This window comes from Parafrankia discariae, from assembly GCF_000373365.1.
Classification (GTDB): domain Bacteria; phylum Actinomycetota; class Actinomycetes; order Frankiales; family Frankiaceae; genus Parafrankia; species Parafrankia discariae.
Map to the genome: position 1 here is coordinate 49143 of NZ_KB891181.1, position 19017 is coordinate 68159.

A 19017-nucleotide genomic window follows, 5' to 3' on the forward strand; every position below is an offset into this window, starting at 1 on the left:
AGCATACCGCTCGTTATCTTTATAAGTATTGAAGGTTGACGCGATTCGGACTAATTTTCCGGACCATGGAGTACGAGATGGGCGAGGGCGTGGCGACGCTGCGCCAGGAGCTTCGTCAGCTGGTCCGCGAACACGTGCCACCCGACTTCCTCGGTGCCTTCACCGCCGACCCCGCTGACCTCGAGGTCGCCCAGGCGTTCTGTCGGACGCTCGCGGAGCGCGAACTGCTGTGCATGGCCTGGCCCCGCGAGTTCGGCGGGCGCGAGTCGTCCCCGTGGGAGCAGATGGCCGTCCGCGAGGAGATGTGGGCCCTGCACGAGCCGCGCGGCGCGCAGTACATGGGCGTCAACTGGGTCGGGCCGACGATCATGCGGCACGGCACGGCCGAGCAGCAGGCCCGCCACCTGCCCCCGATCTCCCGCGGCGAGGTGATCTGGTGCCAGGGCTTCAGCGAGCCCGAGGCGGGCTCCGACCTGGCCTCCCTGCGCACCACCGCCCGCCGCGACGGCGACGGCTGGCGCGTCACCGGCCAGAAGGTCTGGACGTCCTACGCCACCATGGCGCAGTGGTGCTTCCTGCTGGCCCGGACGTCCAGGGGCGCCCGCCGCCAGCAGGGCCTCACCGTCTTCCTGGTGCCGATGTCCGACCCGGCGATCGAGGTCCGGCCCATCGCCAGCATGATCGGCCCGCACCATCTCAACGAGGTGTTCTTCGACGAGCTGCGGGTGACCGAGGCGGACGTGCTCGGCACCGTGGACGAGGGCTGGGCGCTCGTCCAGGAGGTGCTGGCCTTCGAGCGGGTGGGCATCGCCCGCTACGCCCGGGTCGAGCGGCTGCTGCAGGCCGCGCCCGTCGTGCTCGGTGACCAGTGGGAGAACCTGCCGGGGGAGCTGCGCGGCCGGTGGGCCCGGATGCTCGTGCACGCCCGGCGGGCTCGGCTGCTCGCCTACCGCGTCGTGTCGCTGCAGGCCAGCGGCCGGATCCGGCCGGACGACTCGGCCGCCTACCGGATCGCGGTGACCCGGCTGGACCAGGAGAGCGCGGAGGTGCTCATGGACATCGTCGCCGAGGCGTCCCTGCCCGACGAGGAGGGCCGCCGGTTCCGCCGGGCGGTCGCCGACCATCGGCGCTACTCGGTGTCGGCCACCGTGGCCTCGGGCAGCGTGGAGATGCAGCGGATCCTGATGGCGCGCGCCCTGCTGGCGGCGTCATGACCGCCGTCCTGGGCGCGGCCACGGCCGCGGGGGCGGCCACGGCCACCGTCAGGAGTACGGACATGAACACCGAGCTGAGTGACGAGGCCACCGAGTACGGCCGGACGGCCCTGCGCGCCTTCGAGGCGGCCGGCGGCGACGAGCTCGTCCAGGCCGCCGAGTGGGAGCCGGAGAAGCGGGGCGGCCTGATCGAGCCGCTGCTGGTCGAGATCGGCGCCTGGGAGCTCGACCCGCGCGCCGGCGGCGACGAGCTGGAGGCCGCGGCCGCGCTCTGCCGGGCCGCCGGCTGGTGGGCGCTGCCCTACCCGCTGGCCGAACGGCTGTGCCGGCCGGCGGACGGCTCCACGGCCGGCCTGGTCGTCGCCCCCGGGACCGGGACCGGCGCCGGAAGCGGGCCGACCCCGGCGGCCGCGGTCGCCGGGCTCGGCCCGCGCTGGTCGACAGTGACCCTGGACGGGCGCCGCGGCGTGGCCACGGCCCGCCCGCCGGCGGAGGGGCCCCGGTACGGCGCCTTCGTCGCCGAGCTCGAACTCGAACCGGCTTCCGCCGCCGAGATCGCCGTTGAGACCGGTACCGAGGCCGGTACCGAAGCCGGCGCCGCGGCCACCGCCGACGGCCTCGCGGACGCCGCGCTCGGGCTGGTGCTGCCGGTCTGGACGCTGCTCGGCATGCTCGACCGCGCGCTCGACCTGACCCGGGCGCACGTCCTCGCCCGCCAGCAGTTCGGCCAGCCGCTCGCCCGGTTCCAGGGCGTGCAGTTCCAGCTGACCGACGCCGAGGTCGAGCGGGTCGGGGTCGAGGAGCTGGCCAAGTTCGCGCTGTGGAGCATCCAGGCCGGCCACGGGGACGCCGTCGAGGACGCGCTCGCGCTCCGGCTCGCCGCTCTGGAGGCCGCCGACCTGGTGTTCCGGGTGACCCATCAGCTGCACGGCGCTATGGGCTTCTGCGACGAGACCACGCTGTCGTGGATCTCCCGTTACAGCCAGCCGGTGCGCCGCCATCCGCTGAGCCTGTCGGCGACCCGTGACCACCTGACCCGCCGGATCGGCCGGGCGGGCCTGTCCGGCCCGTTCGCCGGGTCCGGGTCCTGGTCCGCGGCCCGTTCCGGCGCGGGTGCCGGCGCGGGCCTCGGCGAGGAAGGGCAGCCGCGATGAACACGTCCACCGAGGACCTGACGGAGTTCCGCGCCGAGGTCCGTCAGTGGTGCCGGGAGCACGTGCCGGCCGACTGGCGGCGGGCGCAGACGCTCGCCGGCGACGCGGAGTTCGTGGCCTTCCAGCAGTCCTGGTTCCAGGAGCTGCGCTCGGGTGGCTACGCCGTCCCGCACTGGCCCGCGGAGTGGGGCGGCGGCATGTCGGCCGCCCGGCAGGTGGTGCTCTACCAGGAGCTGGCCGCCCACGACGCGCCGCGGCTGGTGCTCGGCTTCGTCTCCATCCACCACGCCGCCTCGACGCTGCTCGCCGCGGGCACCGCCGAGCAGCGGGCCCGGCACCTGCCGGCGATCCTCGACGGCGAGATCTGGGTGCAGGGCTTCTCCGAGCCGGAGGCCGGCTCCGACCTGGCCGGCCTGCGCACCACCGCGCGCCGCGAGGGTGACGGTTTCGTCGTCGACGGGCAGAAGCTGTGGGCCAGCGGGGCCGCGCACGCCGACTGGTGCCTGCTGCTGGCCCGCACCGATCCCGCCGCGCCCAAGCGGCGCGGGATCTCCTACTTCCTGATGGACATGCGCTCACCCGGGCTGGACGTCCGTCCGGTGCGCAACGCGGCCGGCGAGTCGCACTTCTGCGAGATCTTCCTCAACGGGGTGGTGATCCCGGCGGAGAACCTGGTCGGCCCGGTGAACCAGGGCTGGCAGGTGGCGCAGGCGACGCTCAGCGCCGAGCGGGGGATGACGATGCTCGAACTGGCCGAACGCCTCGGCAACGCCGGGTTCCGCTGGCTGGTCGAGGCCTGCCGCGGGCCGGCGCCCGGCGGGGGGCGGCTCGTCGACGATCCCCGGGTGCAGGACCGCCTCGCCGAGCTGGAGACCGAGATCGCCGGTCTGCGGGCGCTGTGCCTGGGGCTGGTCGAGCGGCACGAGGCCGGCACCGCCGGCCCGGCGGACGCCTCGGTCGTCAAGCTCTACTACAGCGAACTGCTGCAGCGGACGATGGACTTCGCGGTCGAGGTCACCGGGCTGCCGGCGCACACCGAGCTGCGCAAGCCGGCGTCCAGCGGCTGGGAGTCGGGGGCCTGGGTGCTGGACTTCATCGGCTCCTGGGAGTGGACGATCCCCGGCGGCACCAGCGAGATCCAGCGCACGATCATCGGTGAGCGCGGGCTCGGCCTGCCCCGTGAGCCGGTGGTGCCGGCATGAGCGCCGGAACGGGCACCGGGGATGCCGCGGGCGCCGCGGGCGGGCCGCAGGAGGTGGATGACCTGCGCGAGCTGCACCGCGAGCTGCGTGACGTGGCGCGCGACATCCTGCGCAAGACCACCGGCCACACCGGTGCCGACGAGGCGCCCGTCCCGGTGGACTGGTCGCTGCTGGCCGGCTCCGGCTGGCTGGGGCTGGAGGTGCCCGAGGAGCTCGACGGCGCCGGCGCGACCTTCGCCGAGGTCGCGGTCGTCCTGCACGAGATCGGCCGGGCCGCCGCCAGCACCGGCTATCTCGGCTCGGCCGTGCTCGGGGTCGGCGCGCTGCGCCTGCTCGCGCCCGGCGCCGGCCGGGACGAACTGCTCGGCGCCGTGGCCGCCGGCGACCAGCGCCTCGCCGTCGCGCTGCCAGCCGGCGACGACGTCACCATCCCGTTCCACCTCCGCCCGGCGGCGCCCGGGGCCGGCGGGGATGTACGGGTCGACGGTGGCTCCGGCTTCGTGCTCGACGCGGTCAAGGCCGACCAGCTGCTCCTGGTGGCCCTCGACCCGGCGGGCGAGCCCGTGGTGGTGCGGGTCCGACTGGGTGACCCCGGAGTCACCGTGACCGGGCAGCCGGTGGTCGACGAGACCCGCGGCCTGGGCACCGTCGCGGTGGACGGGGCGGTGGTGGGCGCCGAGTCGGTGTGGCGGTTCGGCGCGGACCCGGCCGGGTCCGTCCGCCGCCTGCTGGACCGCGCGGCGCTGGCCGTGGCCTGCGACAGCCTCGGCCTGGCGGAGGCGATGCTCGAGGCCACCGTCGACTACGCCGGCACCCGGCGGCAGTTCGGACGTCCGATCGGGTCGTTCCAGGCGGTGAAGCACGCCTGCGCCGACATGTTCGTGCGGATCTCGGTGGGCCGGGAGCTGCTCGCGGCGGGCGTGGCGGCGGTGGCATCCGACGCCCCGGACGCCTCGGTGGCGGTGTCGCGGGCGAAGTCCTACGTCGGCGCGGCCGCGGTCGACGTCGCCGGCCAGGCCATGCAGCTGCATGGCGGAATCGGATACACCTGGGAGGGCGGCGTCCACGTCTACCTCAAGCGGGCGCTGCTGAACCGGGCGCTGTTCGGCGGGCCCGCCGCGCACCGTGCCCGCCTCGCCGCGCGCTTCGCCGAGCCGGCGGACGACTCGGGCACCGACTAGAGGAAGGCCCGCCGGACCGGGTGTCGACCGGTCCGGCGGCTCCCCTGGTGCTCCGGGCGCACCCTGAGCTACGATATAGGTGAGCGTTCGCTTTCTTATGGCTGCGCTCCCTTGTGTCGAAGTCAGGGAGGACTTGTGTCGTTCAGCTGGTTCGTTTCGGTCGACGACCACCTCATCGAGCCGGCGCGGCTGTGGCAGGAGCGCCTGCCGCGGCGCTGGCGCGACACCGGGCCCCGCATCGTGCGGGACGGCAAGTCGGAGTTCTGGGTCTACGAGGACCGCCAGATCGTCACCACCGGCCTCAACGCCGTGGCGGGCAAGACCCGCGAGGAGTTCTCGCCGGAGCCGATCTCGTACGAGGACATGCGGCCCGGCTGCTACGAGCCCGCGGCCCGGGTGGCGGACATGAACCAGGGCAACGTGCTGTCCTCGATCCTGTTCCCGTCGTTCCCGCGCTACTGCGGCCAGGTCTTCCACGAGGCCAAGGACAAGGAGCTCGGGCTGCTCTGCGTGCAGGCGTGGAACGACTTCATCCTGGAGGAGTTCGGCGCGGCCTACCCCGGCCGCTTCATCCCCATGATGATCATCCCGCTGTGGGACCCGGTGGCCGCGGCGGCCGAGATCCGGCGGACGGCGGCGCGCGGCGGCCGGTCGATCGCCTTCTCGGAGAACCCGACCAAGCTCGGGCTCCCGTCGATCCACACCGACTTCTGGGACCCGATGCTCGAGGCCTGCAACGAGACCGGCTATGTGATCTCGATGCACGTCGGGTCGTCGTCCAACCTGATCCGCACCTCGCCGGACATGCCGACGCTGGCCTTCATGGCCTACTCGGCGGCGGCGAACCAGGCCGGCACGTTGCTGGACTGGCTGTTCAGTGGCATCTTCGACCGGTTCCCGAACCTCAAGATCGCTCTTTCCGAAGGCTCGATCGGCTGGATTCCGTACTTCCTGGAGCGGGCCGAACAGGTCATCGACAAGCAGCGGTTCTGGGCGTCCCGGTTCGACATCGACATGAACGCCTCGCACGAGCGCGGCGAGACCAAGGGCGAGGCGAAGTTCAACCTCGACACCAACATTCGCCAGCTCTTCGCCGACCATGTCTTCGGCACCTTCATCGAGGATCAGGCCGGCGTCCGTCTGCTCGACATCATCGGCGAGGACAATGTGATGCTCGAGTGCGACTATCCGCACTCGGACTCCACCTGGCCGGACACCGTGAAGCTGGCCGGCGGCTGGCTCGGGCACCTCTCCGACGAGGTCCAGCACAAAATCACGATCGGAAACGCCGCGCGCGTCTACAACTTCACGCCCGCGGACCCGGCAACCATCACGCTCTGAGGTTCTCCGGCGTCTCACCGGCGCCGGAGGCCGCGGAGAATCGTCAGAACGACGGGAGTGGGGCGTGGACCGAGAGGCTTTCGACCACGAGCTGGTGCGCCGGCTGATCGACCACATCGAGAACCGGACCACCGACCAGGCGGAGTCGGTCCTCGAGGTGTCGACGGACATCTACTCGGCCGAGTACCACCGCGAGGAGGTCGAGGCGCTCTTCCTCGACCAGCCGATCGTGCTGAGCCTCTCCGGCGCCCTGGTCGGACCGGACTCCTACCGCACGGTCGACATCCTCGGGACGCCGATCCTGCTGACCAGGGACGCCACGGGCCAGGTGCGGGCGCTGGCGAACGTCTGCCGGCACCGCGGCGTGCGGCTCGTCGACGGCGCGGGCAAGGCCGCGCGGTTCAGCTGCCCGTTCCACTCCTGGAGCTACGACAACACGGGCCGGTTGGTCGGGGTGCCCTCGGCCGAGTACTTCGACGGGATGTGCCTGGCGGACAAGGGCCTCGTCGAGCTCCCGGTCGCCGAGGGCTACGGGCTCATCGTCGGGCGGCTGCGCCCCGGCCAGCCGCTCGACATCGACGACTACCTCGGCCCGCGGCTGGCCGGCGAGCTGGAGATGCTCGACTTCGCGGGCTGGGAGCAGCACAGCGAGCCGCACCCGCACGAGGTCACCGCGAACTGGAAGGTCACCCTCGACACCTTCCGGGAGAACTACCACTTCAACTACCTGCACCGGAAGACGCTGCGCACCTACGCCTACGGCGGGGTGCTGACCTTCGACCCGCTGGGGCGGCACCTGCGCAACGCCTCGGCGCTGCGTTCCATCGACGCGCTGCGCGACACCCCGGAAAGCGAGTGGGGAGATGTGACGCAGCACTTCAGCCCGCAGTACTCGCTGTTCCCCAACACCTGTCTGACTTTCGACAGCCGGCACGTCGAGCTGTGGCAGATCCTGCCCGTCGACAGCACCACGTCGCGGGTCCTGCACTCGGTCTACCTGCGTCCCGGGCTGTCCGCCGAGGAGCGGACCAAGGCCGTCGACATGGCACCGTGGATCTGCGAGACGGTGGTGGACGGCGAGGACTTCTGGGTCGCCGGCCGCACGGAGCCCGGCCTGCGGGCCGGGATCGTCGACACGGTGGTGTTCGGGCGCAACGAGCCGGCTCCACAGCACCTGCACCGGGGCTTCACCGAGACGATCCGGGCGTACCGGGAGCGCCGGGCCGCGCCGGCCGGCGGGAAGTGACGTGAGCGCCGAGGAGGCCGAGGAGAAGGACCCCGTCGCGATCGTCGAGGAGCTGGCGCGGCGGTTCCTGGCCGCCGACGCGGCCGGGGCGTTCGCGCTGTTCGACCCGGAGATCCGGATGCAGCAGCCCGCGTCCCTGCCGCACGGCGGCTGGTACGAGGGCCACGCCGGCGCGCGCCGGATGGGCGTCGAGTTCGGCCGGTACTGGACCCGGGTGATCAGCCCACCCAGGATCTCCGGATGCGGTGACCTGGTCGTCCAGCTGACCACACAGACCTGGACGGCGACGTCCACCGGCCGCTCGGCGACGGTCGACGTCGTCGAGCTGATCACGGTGACGGCCGGGCTGGTCCGCGAGATCCGGGTTTTCCAGCAGGACACCCATCTGCTGCTCGGGACACTCGACCGGCCCGGGGCATCTGGCGCCCGCTGAGTCCACCACCCGGCTGAGTCCACCCGGAACCGGAACCGGCCCGCCGACCCGTGACAGCACGGGTCGGCGGGCCGGTTCCGGTTCAGTCGCTGTTCCGGTTCAGTCGCTGATGGTGATCGCGCGCTCCGGGCAGTTGCGGGCGGCGTCCGCCGCCTGTTCGGCCAGCTCCGCCGGGATCTCCGACAGGATGACCGTGCCGTGGCCCTGCTCGTCCAACTCGAAGACGCCGGGGCTGATGTCCCAACAACGCGCGTGACCCTCACAGCGGTCCGGGTCGACCTCGATACGCACAGGTCCTCCTTCGCTCGTGGCCCGGTGGCGGCCGTTTCGCTCGTGGCCCGGTGGCGGCCGTGCCGCCGGGTCGGCCGGAAAGCGTGGTGTCCGGTCAGAACGTGGCGGACAGGGCCCACGGCCCGTCCGGGAACGGCCTGCCAAGGTATTCCATGCTGTAGGTGATACGCCCGGTCAACTCGGCGGGGTTCCCGCTGCACAGCAGCAGGGCCGCCTCGGCCATGGCCTCGTCCGGCTCCACCGGGGCGTTGTCCGGGGTGTGCGGCGAGACGGCGGCGACGCCGGGCGTCATGACCAGCCCGGACGTCCCGAGCGCGTTCACGGCCACCCCGGTGCCCGCCAGCTCCGCGGCCAGACCGGTGGACAGCCGATCCAGCGCGGCCTTGCACATGCCGTACGGGACGCACCCGTCGCTGGCCCACTCCGGATAGGGCGGGCCGATCGGGTGCCGGGCCTGTTTTGACGTGATGTTCACGATCCAGCCCTGCCCGCGGCTGACCATTCCGGGAACCACCAGCTGGCAGAGCCGGAACGGGGTGTGGACCATCATCTGGAACATCAGCCCGTAACGGCGCGGCGGGATGTCGAGCGCCGGCCCGTAGAAGTTGACCCCGGCGTTGTTGACCAGAATGTCGGCCGGGCCGACGGCCGCCTGCGCGCGCTCGATGATCGTCTCGACGTCGTCGGGCGCGGTGAGGTCGGCGGGAACGGCGACGGCGTGACCGCCGCCGGCCCTGATGCTCTCGATCACCTCGGTGATCGAGCCGGGCAGCCGGGAGGTACCCGCGTCGACCGTGCGCGCGACCAGCGCGACCGCGGCCCCCTCCGCGGCCAGGCGCGTCGCGACGCGCGACCCGATCCCGCGACTGGCGCCGGTGACTATGGCTACGCGGCCATCCAACGATCCCACGAGAACCTCACGATCGACGTCGTCGCGCCGGGCCCGGCACGCCAGGGACGGATCCGTAGGGCGCCATGCTAACAGGGTGCTCACATACTTACCTGCCCAGAGCGGAGCTGGGCGCAATATAAGCAGGCCTGTCGGCGAGCCTCTTGTGGAGTGAGCGGTTACTGAATATCCTCGGCGTTGCGCGCGGCCCCCGTCACGATCCCTGGGGCCGGCGGTGCTGACAGGAGGGTCGCCGGTGCGGGTCGCCGTCGCGTACGAGGCCGGGAAGCCGCTGGTAGTCGAGGATCTCGACCAGCCTGCCGTGGGCCCGCGGGATGTGCTCGTGCGCATCGCCGCGAGCGGTATCTGCCACACCGATCTCCACGTCATCAACGGGCAGTCGCCGCTGCCGCTGCCGATCGTTCCCGGTCACGAGGCGTGCGGTGTGGTCGAGGAGGTGGGCGCCGAGGTCCGCCGGGTGAAGGTCGGCCAGCGGGTGCTCGCCGCCGTCTCGCCGGCCTGCGGCACCTGCTGGTGGTGCGTCAACGGCATGTCGAACCACTGTGAGCTCGGCGGGCCGGTCAAGGCGGCGCCGCGGTTCACCCTGGCCGACGGCCGCACGGCGGCCGCCGTGTGCGGCTGCGGCACGTTCGCCGAGGCGATGGTGGTCGACGAGGCCTCGGTCGTGCCGACCGCCACCGACCTGGCCGACGAGGAACTGGCGCTGCTCGGCTGCGGGGTGACCACCGGGCTCGGCGCGGCCCTCATCACCGCCGGGGTGACCCCCGGCTCGTCCGTCGCGGTGATCGGCTGTGGCGGGGTCGGGCAGTCGGTGATCCAGGGCGCGCGCATCTCGGGGGCGGCCACCATCATCGGTGTCGACCTCGTGCCCGGCCGCCGGGAGGCCAGCCTGCGGGCCGGTGCCACCCATGTGGTCGACCCGGCGCGGGCCGACCCGGTCGAGCAGGTGCGCGCGCTGACCGAGGGGCGCGGGGTGGACTTCAGCTTCGAGGTCGTCGGGCTGCCCGACCTGATGGTGCAGGCCTTCGACATGGCCCGTAAGCAGGGGGTGGTCACGCTGGTCGGCATGCCGTCCACGACGGCGACCCTGACCCTGCCGGCCATCTCGGCGATCTTCTCCGGCAAGCGGCTCGCCGGTTCCGTGGTCGGCGGTGCCCAGATCCTGCGTGACCTGCCGCGGTTCATCCGGCTGGCCGAGACCGGCCGGCTCGACCTGGGCGCGATGGTGTCCAACCGGATCCGGCTGGACGACATCAACGAGGGCATCGCCCTGCTCGACCGCGCCGAGGGCACCCGGACCGTGATCATCTAGCGGCGGTCGTCGGAAGGTGGCGCCGAGGGGCGACCGCGGGTGACCCTCGGAACGGGGTTCGCCGCCGGGGCGGCGGGCGCGCCGCCGACGTGTCGGGAGGAAAGGCGAATATGACCGATCGCACTCTGATCCGGAACGCGAAGATAATCACCTGCTCCGCTCCCGGCACCGACTCCGCTCCCGGCACCGGCACCGGGCCGGCTGTCATCGCCGACGGTGACCTCCTGATCGAGGGCGACCGGATCGCGCGGGTGGCGGCGGGGCGGATCGAGATCGACTCGGGCTCGGCCCGGGTCGTCGACCTGCACGGGGCGACCGTCTTACCCGGGCTCGGCGACGCCCACGTGCACATGAGCTGGCCGCTCGACTTCGTCTTCGACCACGTCGCCGTCGCGAACGCGCCGGCCGCGCCGCACGCGCTCGACGTCGCCGCCGTGGCCCGGACGTTCCTGGAGAGCGGCTACACCCTCGTCGTCGGGGCCGGTGTCTCCCAGCCGCTCGACGACGTGCGCACCAGGGACGCGATCGAGCGGGGCCTCATCCCCGGCCCGCGGGTCGTCCCGAGCGGCACGATGATCACCGAGCGGGGCGCGATCAGCGCGGACACCGGGATGACCACCGTCGTCTCCGACGCCCGGGACCTCCGCGAGGCCGTCTCCCGCCAGTGCGACACCGGCGTCAGGGCGCTGAAACTGTTCGTCTCCGGGGACGGCATCGTCCCCGAGTACCCTTCCGACGACCTCTACATGAACGACGAGATGCTGGCCGCGGCCGTCGACGAGGCCGACCGGTACGGGGCGTTCATCACGGTGCACGCCCGCGGGTCGGACAGCGTCGCGATGGCGGCGCGCACCGGGGTCCGGGTCATCCACCACGCCTGCTTCCTCGACGACAAGGCGGTGCGCGAGCTCGAGGCCCGCCGGGACGACGTCTGGGTGTGCCCCGGCCTGCACTACCTGTACGCCATGGTCAGCGGCCACGCCGAGCCCTGGGGCGTCACCGCGGAGAAGATCGAGCGCTCGGGCTACGAGAGGGAGTTCCGCGCCCAGGTCGAGGGCATCGGCCTGCTGCGCGCGGCGGGCATCCGCATCCTGGCCGGCGGCGACTTCGGCCACCAGTGGACGAGGCACGGCACCTACGCGGCCGAGCTGCAGCGTTACGTGGAGCTGGTCGGCATGTCACCGCAGGAGGCGATCGACACGGCGACCCGGAACCTGGGCCCGCTGGTGGGCCTGGATGTCGGCCAGGTCCGCGCGGGTCACCTCGCCGACCTGCTGATCGTCGACGGCGACCCGCTCGTCGACATCACCGTGCTGCAGGATCCCGACCGCCGCCGCGCGGTGGTCAAGGGCGGGGAGTTCGCGTATGTGAACCCGCGGATGTTCCCGTGACCGGGGTGACCGGCGAGCCCGCGGCGGCCGGTGACGTGATCGAGGCGTCCCCGTCGGAGGGGCCGCTCGTCGCCGATCCGCCTGCGGCCGAGCCCCCCGTGCCCGCCCCGCCCGCTGCGGCGCTGCTCTCGGGCGTCGAGACCGTGGCGCGCCTGCTCGTGCTGCGCGAGCGGCTGGACGCCCGCGACGGCCTGACCACCGCGACGATGGTGTCGGGCTATCCGGGCTCGCCGCTGGGCACGTTCGACCTGACCCTGGACAAGCTCGGCGACCAGCTGGCCGAGCACCGCGTCCTGCACCGGCCGGGGCTGAACGAGGAGCTCGGCGCCGCCGTGGTGTGGGGCAGCCAGATGGGCGCGGTCAGCGGCTACGCCGGCGTCGACGGCGTCGTCGGCGCCTGGTACGGCAAGACCCCGGGCCTCGACCGGTGCGGGGACGTCCTGCGGCACGCCAACGCCATGGGCGCCGGCCCGAACGGCGGCGTCGTGATGTTCTGCGGCGACGACCCGACCGCCAAGTCGTCCACGCTGCCCTGCGACAGCCAGTACACGTTTGAGGACGCCTGCGTCCCGGTGCTGTATCCCGGTGACCAGCAGGAGGTCCTCGACCTGGGCGTGCACGCCTACCGGCTGTCCCGGTACGGCGGCTCCTGGGTGGGAATGAAGATCGTCACGGCGGTGGCGGACGGCATCGGCAGCGTCGACCTCGACCTTGCCCGGCACACCCCGGAGGATCCCGAGGACATCCTGGTCGACGGCGTGCCGTGGCGGCACCGGCCGCAGGCCAAGGTCGGTCCGCACGCGGTGCCCGGCCAGGAGGCGCTCGTCGTCGACCACCGGCTGCGCGCCGCGCAGGCCTACGTCCGGCACAACGGCCTGGACCGGGTGGTCGGCGCCGGGCCGGGCGCGCCGCTGGGCGTCGTGTGCGCCGGCAAGACGTACTTCGACGTGGTCCAGGCGTTCGCCGATCTCGGTGTCCGCCCCGGCGACCTGGCCGCGGCCGGGGTCCGCGTGCTCAAGCTGGCGATGACGTACCCGGTGGTCGAGAGCACCGTCGTCGAGTTCGCCCGGTCGGTCGAGGAGATCCTCGTCGTCGAGGAGAAGCGGCCGTTCGTCGAGACGCAGCTGCGCTCGATCCTGCACCAGGCCGGGATCACGGCTCCCGTCGCCGGCAAGAAGGACCTGGACGGGCGCGCGCTGCTGTCGACGGTCGGTGAGCTGGACCCGGCCGCGGTCGGCAGGGCCCTCGTCCGGGTCCGCCCGGCGCTGGCCGCCGGCCGGCGCGACGAGCCGCGGCGGACGGCGCTGCCGCTGCTCGCGCTGCCGTCCCGCCCGCCGGGCTTCTGCAGCGGCTGCCCGCACAACCGCTCGACGGTCTTCCCGGACGGCGCCCTCGTCGGCGGCGGCGTCGGCTGCCACGGGATCATGTACTTCGAGACCCGGCACCAGGGCATGACCAGCCTGCCGCCGACCCCGATGGGCGCCGAGGGCGTGCCGTGGATCGGGCTGGCGCCGTTCGTCGACGAGCCGCACCTCATCCAGAACCTCGGCGACGGCACGCTGAGCCATTCGGGCATCCTGGCGATCCGGGCGAGCGTCGCCGCCGGGGTCGCCGTCACGTTCAAGATCCTGTACAACACCGCGGTCGCCATGACCGGCGGCCAGGACGTCGTCGGGCTGATGGACGTCCCGGCGATGACCCGGGCGCTGGAGGCCGAGGGCGTGCGCCGCGTCGTGGTGTGCGCCGAGGATCCGAAGCGCTACGGCCGCCGGGCCCGCTGGGCGCCGGGCGTCAGGGTGCTCGGGCGGGACCACCTCCCGGAGGTGCAGGAGGAACTGCGGGGCGTGGCCGGCGTCAGCGTGATCATCTACGACCAGCGCTGCGCGGCGGAGTCGCGGCGGCTGCGCAAACGCGGGCTGCTGCCCGAGCCGCCCCGGCGGGTCGTCATCAACGAGGCCGTCTGCGAGGGCTGCGGCGACTGCGGCGCCAAGAGCAACTGCCTGTCGGTGCTCCCGGTGGAGACCGAGCTCGGCGTGAAGCGGCGCGTCGACGACCTGTCCTGCAACCGCGACTACACCTGCCTGGACGGCGACTGCCCGTCCTTCGTCACCGTGCAGCCCCGGTCGCGGACCTGGCCGTGGACGAGATCCCCGGCGCAGCGTCAGGCCCGCCGCGCGGCGAAGGCCAGGCGGGCCGCGGCGGCCGGCGGGACCGATGGCGCGGCCGGCGGGACAGGCGGGTCGGGGTCGGCGCGGCCGGCGCTGCCCGCCGGCACCCTGCCGGTGCCCGCCAACCCGGGCGTCGACGGCCAGTACGGCATCTACGTCACCGGCATCGGCGGGACGGGCATCATCACCGCCAGCCGGATCCTCGCGGCCGCGGCCGAGTCGGCCGGCCTCGTCGTCGGCGGTGTGGACCAGACCGGCCTGTCGCAGAAGGCCGGGGCCGTGGTCTCCCACCTGCACCTGGCGGCGACCAGGGCCGAGATCGGCTCGGCGACGGTCGGCCCGGGCGGGGCCGACCTCTACCTCTCCGGCGACATCCTGCAGGCCGCCGGCGGGCCGCAGCTGGAACGGGTCCGCCCCGGCCACACCGTGGCGGTCGTCGAGACCGAGCTGACCCCGACCACGCCGATGCTCCAGGGCGGCGTGACCGCGCCCGACGACGCGCAGCTGCGCCGGGCGATCACCGACCAGGTCGGCCCCGAGCGGGTCGCCTTCATCGCCGGGCGGCGGATCGCCGAGCGGGTGTTCGCCGACCAGCTCCTCGGCAACGTCGTCCTGCTCGGCGCCGCCTTCCAGCTCGGCGGGCTGCCGTTCACGCTGGACGACGTCGAGCACGCGATGCGCCGGCAGGGCCGGGCCGCGGCGAAGAACCGGGAGGCCTTCGAGTGGGGCCGCTGGGCCGCGCACGACCCGGCGGCCGCCGAGGCCAGCCTCGCCGGGCCCGCGGGTGCGGGGTCCGCTGGCAGCGGGACCACCGGCGCCGGGCCGGCACCGGGCAGGCAGCCCAGCCTCACCGACCCGTCGCCGGCGGCGCTGGCCCGCGCGGCGGCGCTCGTCGCCGAGCGCCCGCCGCCCCCGGCGCTGCGTGACCTGCTGGTCCGCCGGGCCGCCCAGGTGATCGACTACTCGGGCGACTCGCTGGCGCGGCGCTTCCTCGGCCTGGTCGAGCAGGCGTCGGCGCGCGATGACGAGGCCAGGGGGTGGGAGCTCACCCGGGCGGTCGCCGACTCCTGGCACAAGGTCCTCACCTACAAGGACGAGTACGAGGTCGCCCGGCTGCACCTGAGGACCGACTACGACGACGTCGCGCGTGACCTCGGCATCGACGGCCCGTACAAGGTGACCTACCACCTCCACCCGCCGGCCCTGCGCCGGCTGGGCGTGTCGAGGAAGCTGCCGATGGGCTGGCCCTACGCCGTCGCGTTCCACGGCCTGCGGGCGCTGAAGCGGCTGCGCGGGACGCCCTTCGACCTCTTCGGCTACGACCCCGACCGCCGCACCGAGCGCGCGGTGATCGCGGAGTACGAGGCGCTGATCACCGACCTGGTCCGACCGGACCCGGCCGGGTCCGCCGTCCCCTACGAGACGTTGGTCCGGGCCGCCGAGTCCGTGCAGGCGGTCAAGGGCTACGCGGAGATCAAGGAGGCCGCCGTGGAGCGGTGGCGCGCCGAGGTCGCCCAGCTGCGGCGCGAACTGGTCCCGGCCGCCGCCGGCGACCGGTGAGCGCTGACATTCAATAAGCGCTGACATTCAATGAGCACCGATAGTGAGTGAGCACCGGCAGTCGGTGAGTGCCGGCAATCAGTGAGCGCAGGCAGTCGGTGAGCGGTCGTCGACCGGTGAACAGTCGTCGATAAGTGAGCGAGTATTTGCTATCTTCTGAGAACTGTCATTGCCGCGGGCGACCGATCGGAGTTTCGATGGATCTGCTGCTGCGCCACGCCTCGTTGATCGACGGGACGGGTGCTCCGGCCCGCGCCGCGGAGGTCGCCGTCAGCGGTGGCCGCGTGGTCGCCGTCGGCGCCCCCGGTGAGCTCATCCCGACGCCCGACTGCGAGGTCGTCGACCTCGACGGGCTCACCCTCGCGCCCGGCTTCATCGACGTGCACACCCACTACGACGCCCAGATCCTCTGGGACGGCGACCTCACACCGTCGAGCTGGCACGGCGTGACCAGCGTGATCATGGGCAACTGTGGCTTCGGGGTGGCGCCGACCAGGCCCGAGCACCGTGACACCGTCATGCGCATCCTGGAGAACGTCGAGGGAATGTCGCTCGACGCGCTCGACGCCGGCATCTCCTGGTCCTTCGAGACCTTCCCGGAGTACCTCGCCGCCCTCGACCAGCGGCCCAAGCGCCTCAACGTCGGCGCCTTCATCGGCCACTCGCCGCTACGCGCGTTCGTGGTCGGGGGTGCGGAGCGCCCGGCGACACCCGCCGAGCTGGAGCGGATGCGCGAGATCGTCCGCGAGGCCCTCGACGCCGGCGCCATCGGCTTCTCCACCTCCCGTCAGCCCGCCCACCAGGGCGCCTACGGCCGTCCCGTGCCGAGCCGTTTCGCCGAGGTCGACGAGGTCTACTCGCTGGTCTCGGTGCTCGGCGAGCTCGGGCGCGGCGTCGTCCAGGTCTCGATCGGGCCGGGCCTGTTCATCGACCAGTTCTCCGAGCTGGCCACCCGCTTCGGCGTCCCGGTGACGTGGACGGCGCTGGTCGCCCGCGCGGACAAGCCGGGCGCGGCGCTGCGCACCGTCCAGCGGGGCGGGGCGCTGCCCGGCGAGGTCTACCCGCAGATCGCCTGCCGCCCCATCGTCATGCAGATCACGATGGACGACCCGGTGCCGCTCGCCGAGATCGACGAGTGGAAGGAGGCGCTGGCCCGGCCGCGCGAGGAGCGGGCCGACCTCTACCGGGACGCCTCCTGGCGGGACCGGGCCCGCGACGTGACGCTGAGCGCGTGGAGCCACCGCTGGTCCAAGATCGACGTCGAGGAGACCGGCGCGCACCACGATGTCGTCGGCATCCCGCTGGACCGGCTGGCGCGGGAGCGGGGCACCACTCCCTTCGATCTTCTGCTCGACCTCGCGCTCTCGGACAGCGTCCCCACCCGGTTCCGGGTGGTGCTGGAGAACGACGGTGACGCCGAGATCGCCCAGCTGCTGGCGGACAAGCGCACCCTGCTCGGGCTCTCCGACGCCGGCGCCCACGCCAACCAGCTCTGCGACGCCTGCTACTCCACCCACCTGCTCGGGCACTGGGTGCGCGAGCGCGGCGCGATCTCGCTGGAGGACGCGGTCTGGCGCCTCACCGGCCATCCCCACCAGGCCTTCCGGGTGGACGGCCGCGGGCTGGTCAGGGAGGGCTTCCACGCCGACCTGGTCGCCTTCGACCCGGCGACGGTGGGCACCACCCCGGTCGAGCGGGTGTACGACCAGCCCGGCGGCGCCGACCGTCTGGTGGTGCGCAGCACCGGCATCGAGCACGTGTGGGTCAACGGCGTGGCCACCCGCTCGTACGGCAAGGACATCCCCGGCGCCGCCCCAGGCCGCCTGCTCCGTGCCCGTGGCGCCGCCCAGCCCACATCCCAGCCCTGAACCACCACGCACCCCCCACCCACACCTACACCGCAGGTCCGTGCCCGCGTGGGGTTCACCGTTCACGGGTCCACGTCGAAGTGACGGGTTCACGCCGAAGTGAGTTGTGTGAGCGGCGCATGGGGTGGCTGCGGCAACTCGCTTCGATGGTCTCCCGCCGGAGATGCCCCGGAAGTGGCGACGGCTACTCGCCTTTTCGTATCCTCCTCGCCCTTTCCGGGTTCGATCTCGGTCGAATCTGATCCGAAAAGGCGAGAGAGAAATGAAATGGCGAGGAGGCCGGCCGGTGCGGCACCGACCGTCTCGCGCTGACCGGCCTATTACGTCAACCGGCCTATTACGTCAACCGGCCTACGCCGACAGCCCCGCGCCGGCGGCCCCGCATTGGCGGCCCCAGGCTGACAGTCCCAGGCTGACAGTCCCGCGCTGACAGCCCCGCCGACTTCCTACGCGGACGTCGCGGACGCCTTGTCGGGGATGCGGAGCAGGTCGGCGGTGTTGCCGCGCAGCACCTTGCGCCGGGTGAGCGGGTCGCAGGCGTCGAGGCGCCTGACGTAGTCCTGGGGCTGGCGGAGTCCCTCGGGGTGCGGGTAGTCCGAGCCGAAGAGGACCTGGTCCGGGCCGAGCACGCTGAGGAGGTCGTGCACGTCGTCCTCGGGGAACGGGCAGACCCACAGGTGCTCGGCGAGCATCTCGCTGGGCTTCGCCGTGAGCGTGCCGCCGATCATCGGGCCGCGCCGGCCGAGCGCGGCGGCCTTGTCGACGGTCTTGAGCAGCGGCCGCACCCAGCTGCTGCCGTTCTCGATCGATATGATCTTGATGTCGGGGTGTCGGCCGAACAGATTGTGCAGGGTGAGCGCGGTGAGCGTGTCGACGATCGGCCGCTCGGTGTTGCACAGCGCCCACTGCAACGGCGACTGCAGGTGCGAGGGGTTGCCCGCGTCCTCGGACCAGAGCTGGCCGTACACCGCGTTGTAGCCGCTGTTGGAGACGTGGAAGACGACGCCGACCCCGGCCTCGGCGGCCGTCGCCCAGAACCGGTCGAAGTCCGGGTGGGCGGGGGAGCGCCCGCCCACCGGCCCGGGGCGCAGGTGCACCAGCCGCGCGCCGGCGTCGAGCACCCGCCTCAGCTCGGCCACCGCGTGGTCGAGGTCGAGCAGGGAGAGCATCGGAACGGCGAAGATCCGGTCCTGCTCCGCGTAGCCCCAGTCCTCCTCGAGCCACCGGTTGAACGCGCGCAGGCTGGCGTAGGTCAGCTCGACGTCGTCGGCCATGTCCTGCTCGACGGCCACACCCAGGGTGGGCAGCATGATGGTCGCCTCGACGCCCTGGTCGTCCATCAGGTCCAGCCGCGCGGGACGTTCGATGAACGCGGGGTGGTCCTTCGCGTTCAGGACCTCGCGGTGGGTGAAGCCGTCCGCCACCTCGCCGACGAACAGGCCCTGCAGCGCGCCGGGGGCGGACGCGTAATCCCCGGGCATCACGCTCATGAAGGTGCGGCGGTCGCCGAGATGGACCCGGCCGAGGCCGTCGGCCCCGCGTTCCACCCGGACGGTGCGATCCCGGAAGGCGGCTTCGATATGCCGGGAGAAGCAGTCGTCGGGTTCGTAGTAGTGGCCATCGGCATCGATCAGCTGGTAGTCCACCGCGTGCCACCTCCGGGAGAACGATTCAGGGAACACCCGCCGCGCCGGTTGAAGTGCCGGGACTCGCGCGCGGTGCGCTGGCCGGCTGTGAGGTGCGGTC

Annotated in this window: 14 protein-coding genes; 11 read left to right on the forward strand and 3 right to left on the reverse strand. The window is 72.8% G+C overall.

Annotated features, from left to right (window positions below; genetic code table 11):
* Window positions 1-65 precede the first annotated feature (65 nt).
* The 7 genes from B056_RS0109890 (at window position 66) to B056_RS0109920 (ending at window position 7771) form a co-directional block, all read left to right on the forward strand.
* A complete protein-coding gene (locus tag B056_RS0109890) occupies window positions 66-1214 on the forward strand; it encodes an acyl-CoA dehydrogenase family protein (RefSeq protein ID WP_018501705.1) in 1149 nt (382 codons plus the stop codon).
* Window positions 1215-1276: 62 nt separating this feature from the next.
* A complete protein-coding gene (locus B056_RS0109895; RefSeq protein ID WP_051105586.1) occupies window positions 1277-2368 on the forward strand; it encodes an acyl-CoA dehydrogenase family protein in 1092 nt (363 codons plus the stop codon).
* Entirely contained in the window at window positions 2365-3570 is a 1206-nt protein-coding gene (locus tag B056_RS0109900; protein ID WP_018501707.1) for an acyl-CoA dehydrogenase family protein, read from the forward strand. The genes B056_RS0109895 and B056_RS0109900 overlap by 4 nt, the downstream gene beginning before the upstream one ends.
* Window positions 3567-4751, forward strand: coding sequence for an acyl-CoA dehydrogenase family protein (locus tag B056_RS0109905; protein WP_018501708.1), 1185 nt, complete (start codon window positions 3567-3569; stop codon window positions 4749-4751). The genes B056_RS0109900 and B056_RS0109905 overlap by 4 nt, the downstream gene beginning before the upstream one ends.
* A 135-nt stretch (window positions 4752-4886) precedes the next feature.
* Window positions 4887-6092 carry an amidohydrolase family protein gene (locus B056_RS0109910; RefSeq protein WP_018501709.1) on the forward strand — a complete coding sequence of 402 codons (1206 nt, stop codon included), beginning with the start codon at window positions 4887-4889 and terminating at the stop codon, window positions 6090-6092.
* Window positions 6093-6156: 64 nt separating this feature from the next.
* On the forward strand, window positions 6157-7338 hold the full coding sequence (locus B056_RS0109915; protein ID WP_018501710.1) for an aromatic ring-hydroxylating oxygenase subunit alpha: 1182 nt from the start codon (window positions 6157-6159) through the stop codon (window positions 7336-7338).
* 1 nt (window position 7339) lies between these two features.
* The gene (locus tag B056_RS0109920) at window positions 7340-7771 is read left to right on the forward strand and encodes a nuclear transport factor 2 family protein (protein ID WP_018501711.1); all 432 of its coding nucleotides are present in this window, start codon (window positions 7340-7342) and stop codon (window positions 7769-7771) included.
* A 99-nt stretch (window positions 7772-7870) separates the two neighbouring features.
* Here B056_RS0109920 and B056_RS0109925 read toward each other — a convergent pair whose 3' ends face one another.
* On the reverse strand, window positions 7871-8062 hold the full coding sequence (locus B056_RS0109925; protein WP_018501712.1) for a ferredoxin: 192 nt from the start codon (window positions 8060-8062) through the stop codon (window positions 7871-7873).
* A 94-nt stretch (window positions 8063-8156) separates the two neighbouring features.
* Window positions 8157-8972 carry an SDR family NAD(P)-dependent oxidoreductase gene (locus B056_RS0109930; protein WP_026239520.1) on the reverse strand — a complete coding sequence of 272 codons (816 nt, stop codon included), beginning with the start codon at window positions 8970-8972 and terminating at the stop codon, window positions 8157-8159.
* A 235-nt stretch (window positions 8973-9207) separates the two neighbouring features.
* On the opposite strand from B056_RS0109930, the gene B056_RS0109935 reads away from it, so the two are divergent.
* The 4 genes from B056_RS0109935 to B056_RS0109950 all read left to right on the forward strand — a co-directional run bounded on the left by B056_RS0109935 (window position 9208) and on the right by B056_RS0109950 (window position 17271).
* Window positions 9208-10284 carry a Zn-dependent alcohol dehydrogenase gene (locus B056_RS0109935; RefSeq protein WP_018501714.1) on the forward strand — a complete coding sequence of 359 codons (1077 nt, stop codon included), beginning with the start codon at window positions 9208-9210 and terminating at the stop codon, window positions 10282-10284.
* Window positions 10285-10394: 110 nt separating this feature from the next.
* A complete protein-coding gene (locus tag B056_RS0109940; protein WP_018501715.1) occupies window positions 10395-11675 on the forward strand; it encodes an amidohydrolase family protein in 1281 nt (426 codons plus the stop codon).
* Window positions 11672-15403, forward strand: a complete 3732-nt coding sequence (locus tag B056_RS0109945; RefSeq protein ID WP_018501716.1) for an indolepyruvate ferredoxin oxidoreductase family protein — start codon at window positions 11672-11674, stop codon at window positions 15401-15403. The genes B056_RS0109940 and B056_RS0109945 overlap by 4 nt, the downstream gene beginning before the upstream one ends.
* Before the next feature lie 197 nt (window positions 15404-15600).
* Window positions 15601-17271, forward strand: a complete 1671-nt coding sequence (locus B056_RS0109950; RefSeq protein ID WP_018501717.1) for an N-acyl-D-amino-acid deacylase family protein — start codon at window positions 15601-15603, stop codon at window positions 17269-17271.
* 446 nt (window positions 17272-17717) lie between these two features.
* On the opposite strand, the gene B056_RS0109955 is transcribed toward B056_RS0109950, so the two are convergent.
* Entirely contained in the window at window positions 17718-18917 is a 1200-nt protein-coding gene (locus B056_RS0109955; protein ID WP_018501718.1) for an amidohydrolase family protein, read from the reverse strand.
* Between the last annotated feature and the right edge of the window lie 100 nt (window positions 18918-19017).

Bases quoted from the DNA above. Each gene is read 5' to 3' on its own strand.
- B056_RS0109895 (WP_051105586.1), top strand. From the start codon at position 1,277: ATGAACACCGAGCTGAGTGACGAGGCCACCGAGTACGGCCGGACGGCC.
- B056_RS0109890 (WP_018501705.1), top strand. From the start codon at position 66: ATGGAGTACGAGATGGGCGAGGGCGTGGCGACGCTGCGCCAGGAGCTT.
- B056_RS0109900 (WP_018501707.1), top strand. From the start codon at position 2,365: ATGAACACGTCCACCGAGGACCTGACGGAGTTCCGCGCCGAGGTCCGT.
- B056_RS0109940 (WP_018501715.1), top strand. From the start codon at position 10,395: ATGACCGATCGCACTCTGATCCGGAACGCGAAGATAATCACCTGCTCC.
- B056_RS0109950 (WP_018501717.1), top strand. From the start codon at position 15,601: ATGGATCTGCTGCTGCGCCACGCCTCGTTGATCGACGGGACGGGTGCT.
- B056_RS0109905 (WP_018501708.1), top strand. From the start codon at position 3,567: ATGAGCGCCGGAACGGGCACCGGGGATGCCGCGGGCGCCGCGGGCGGG.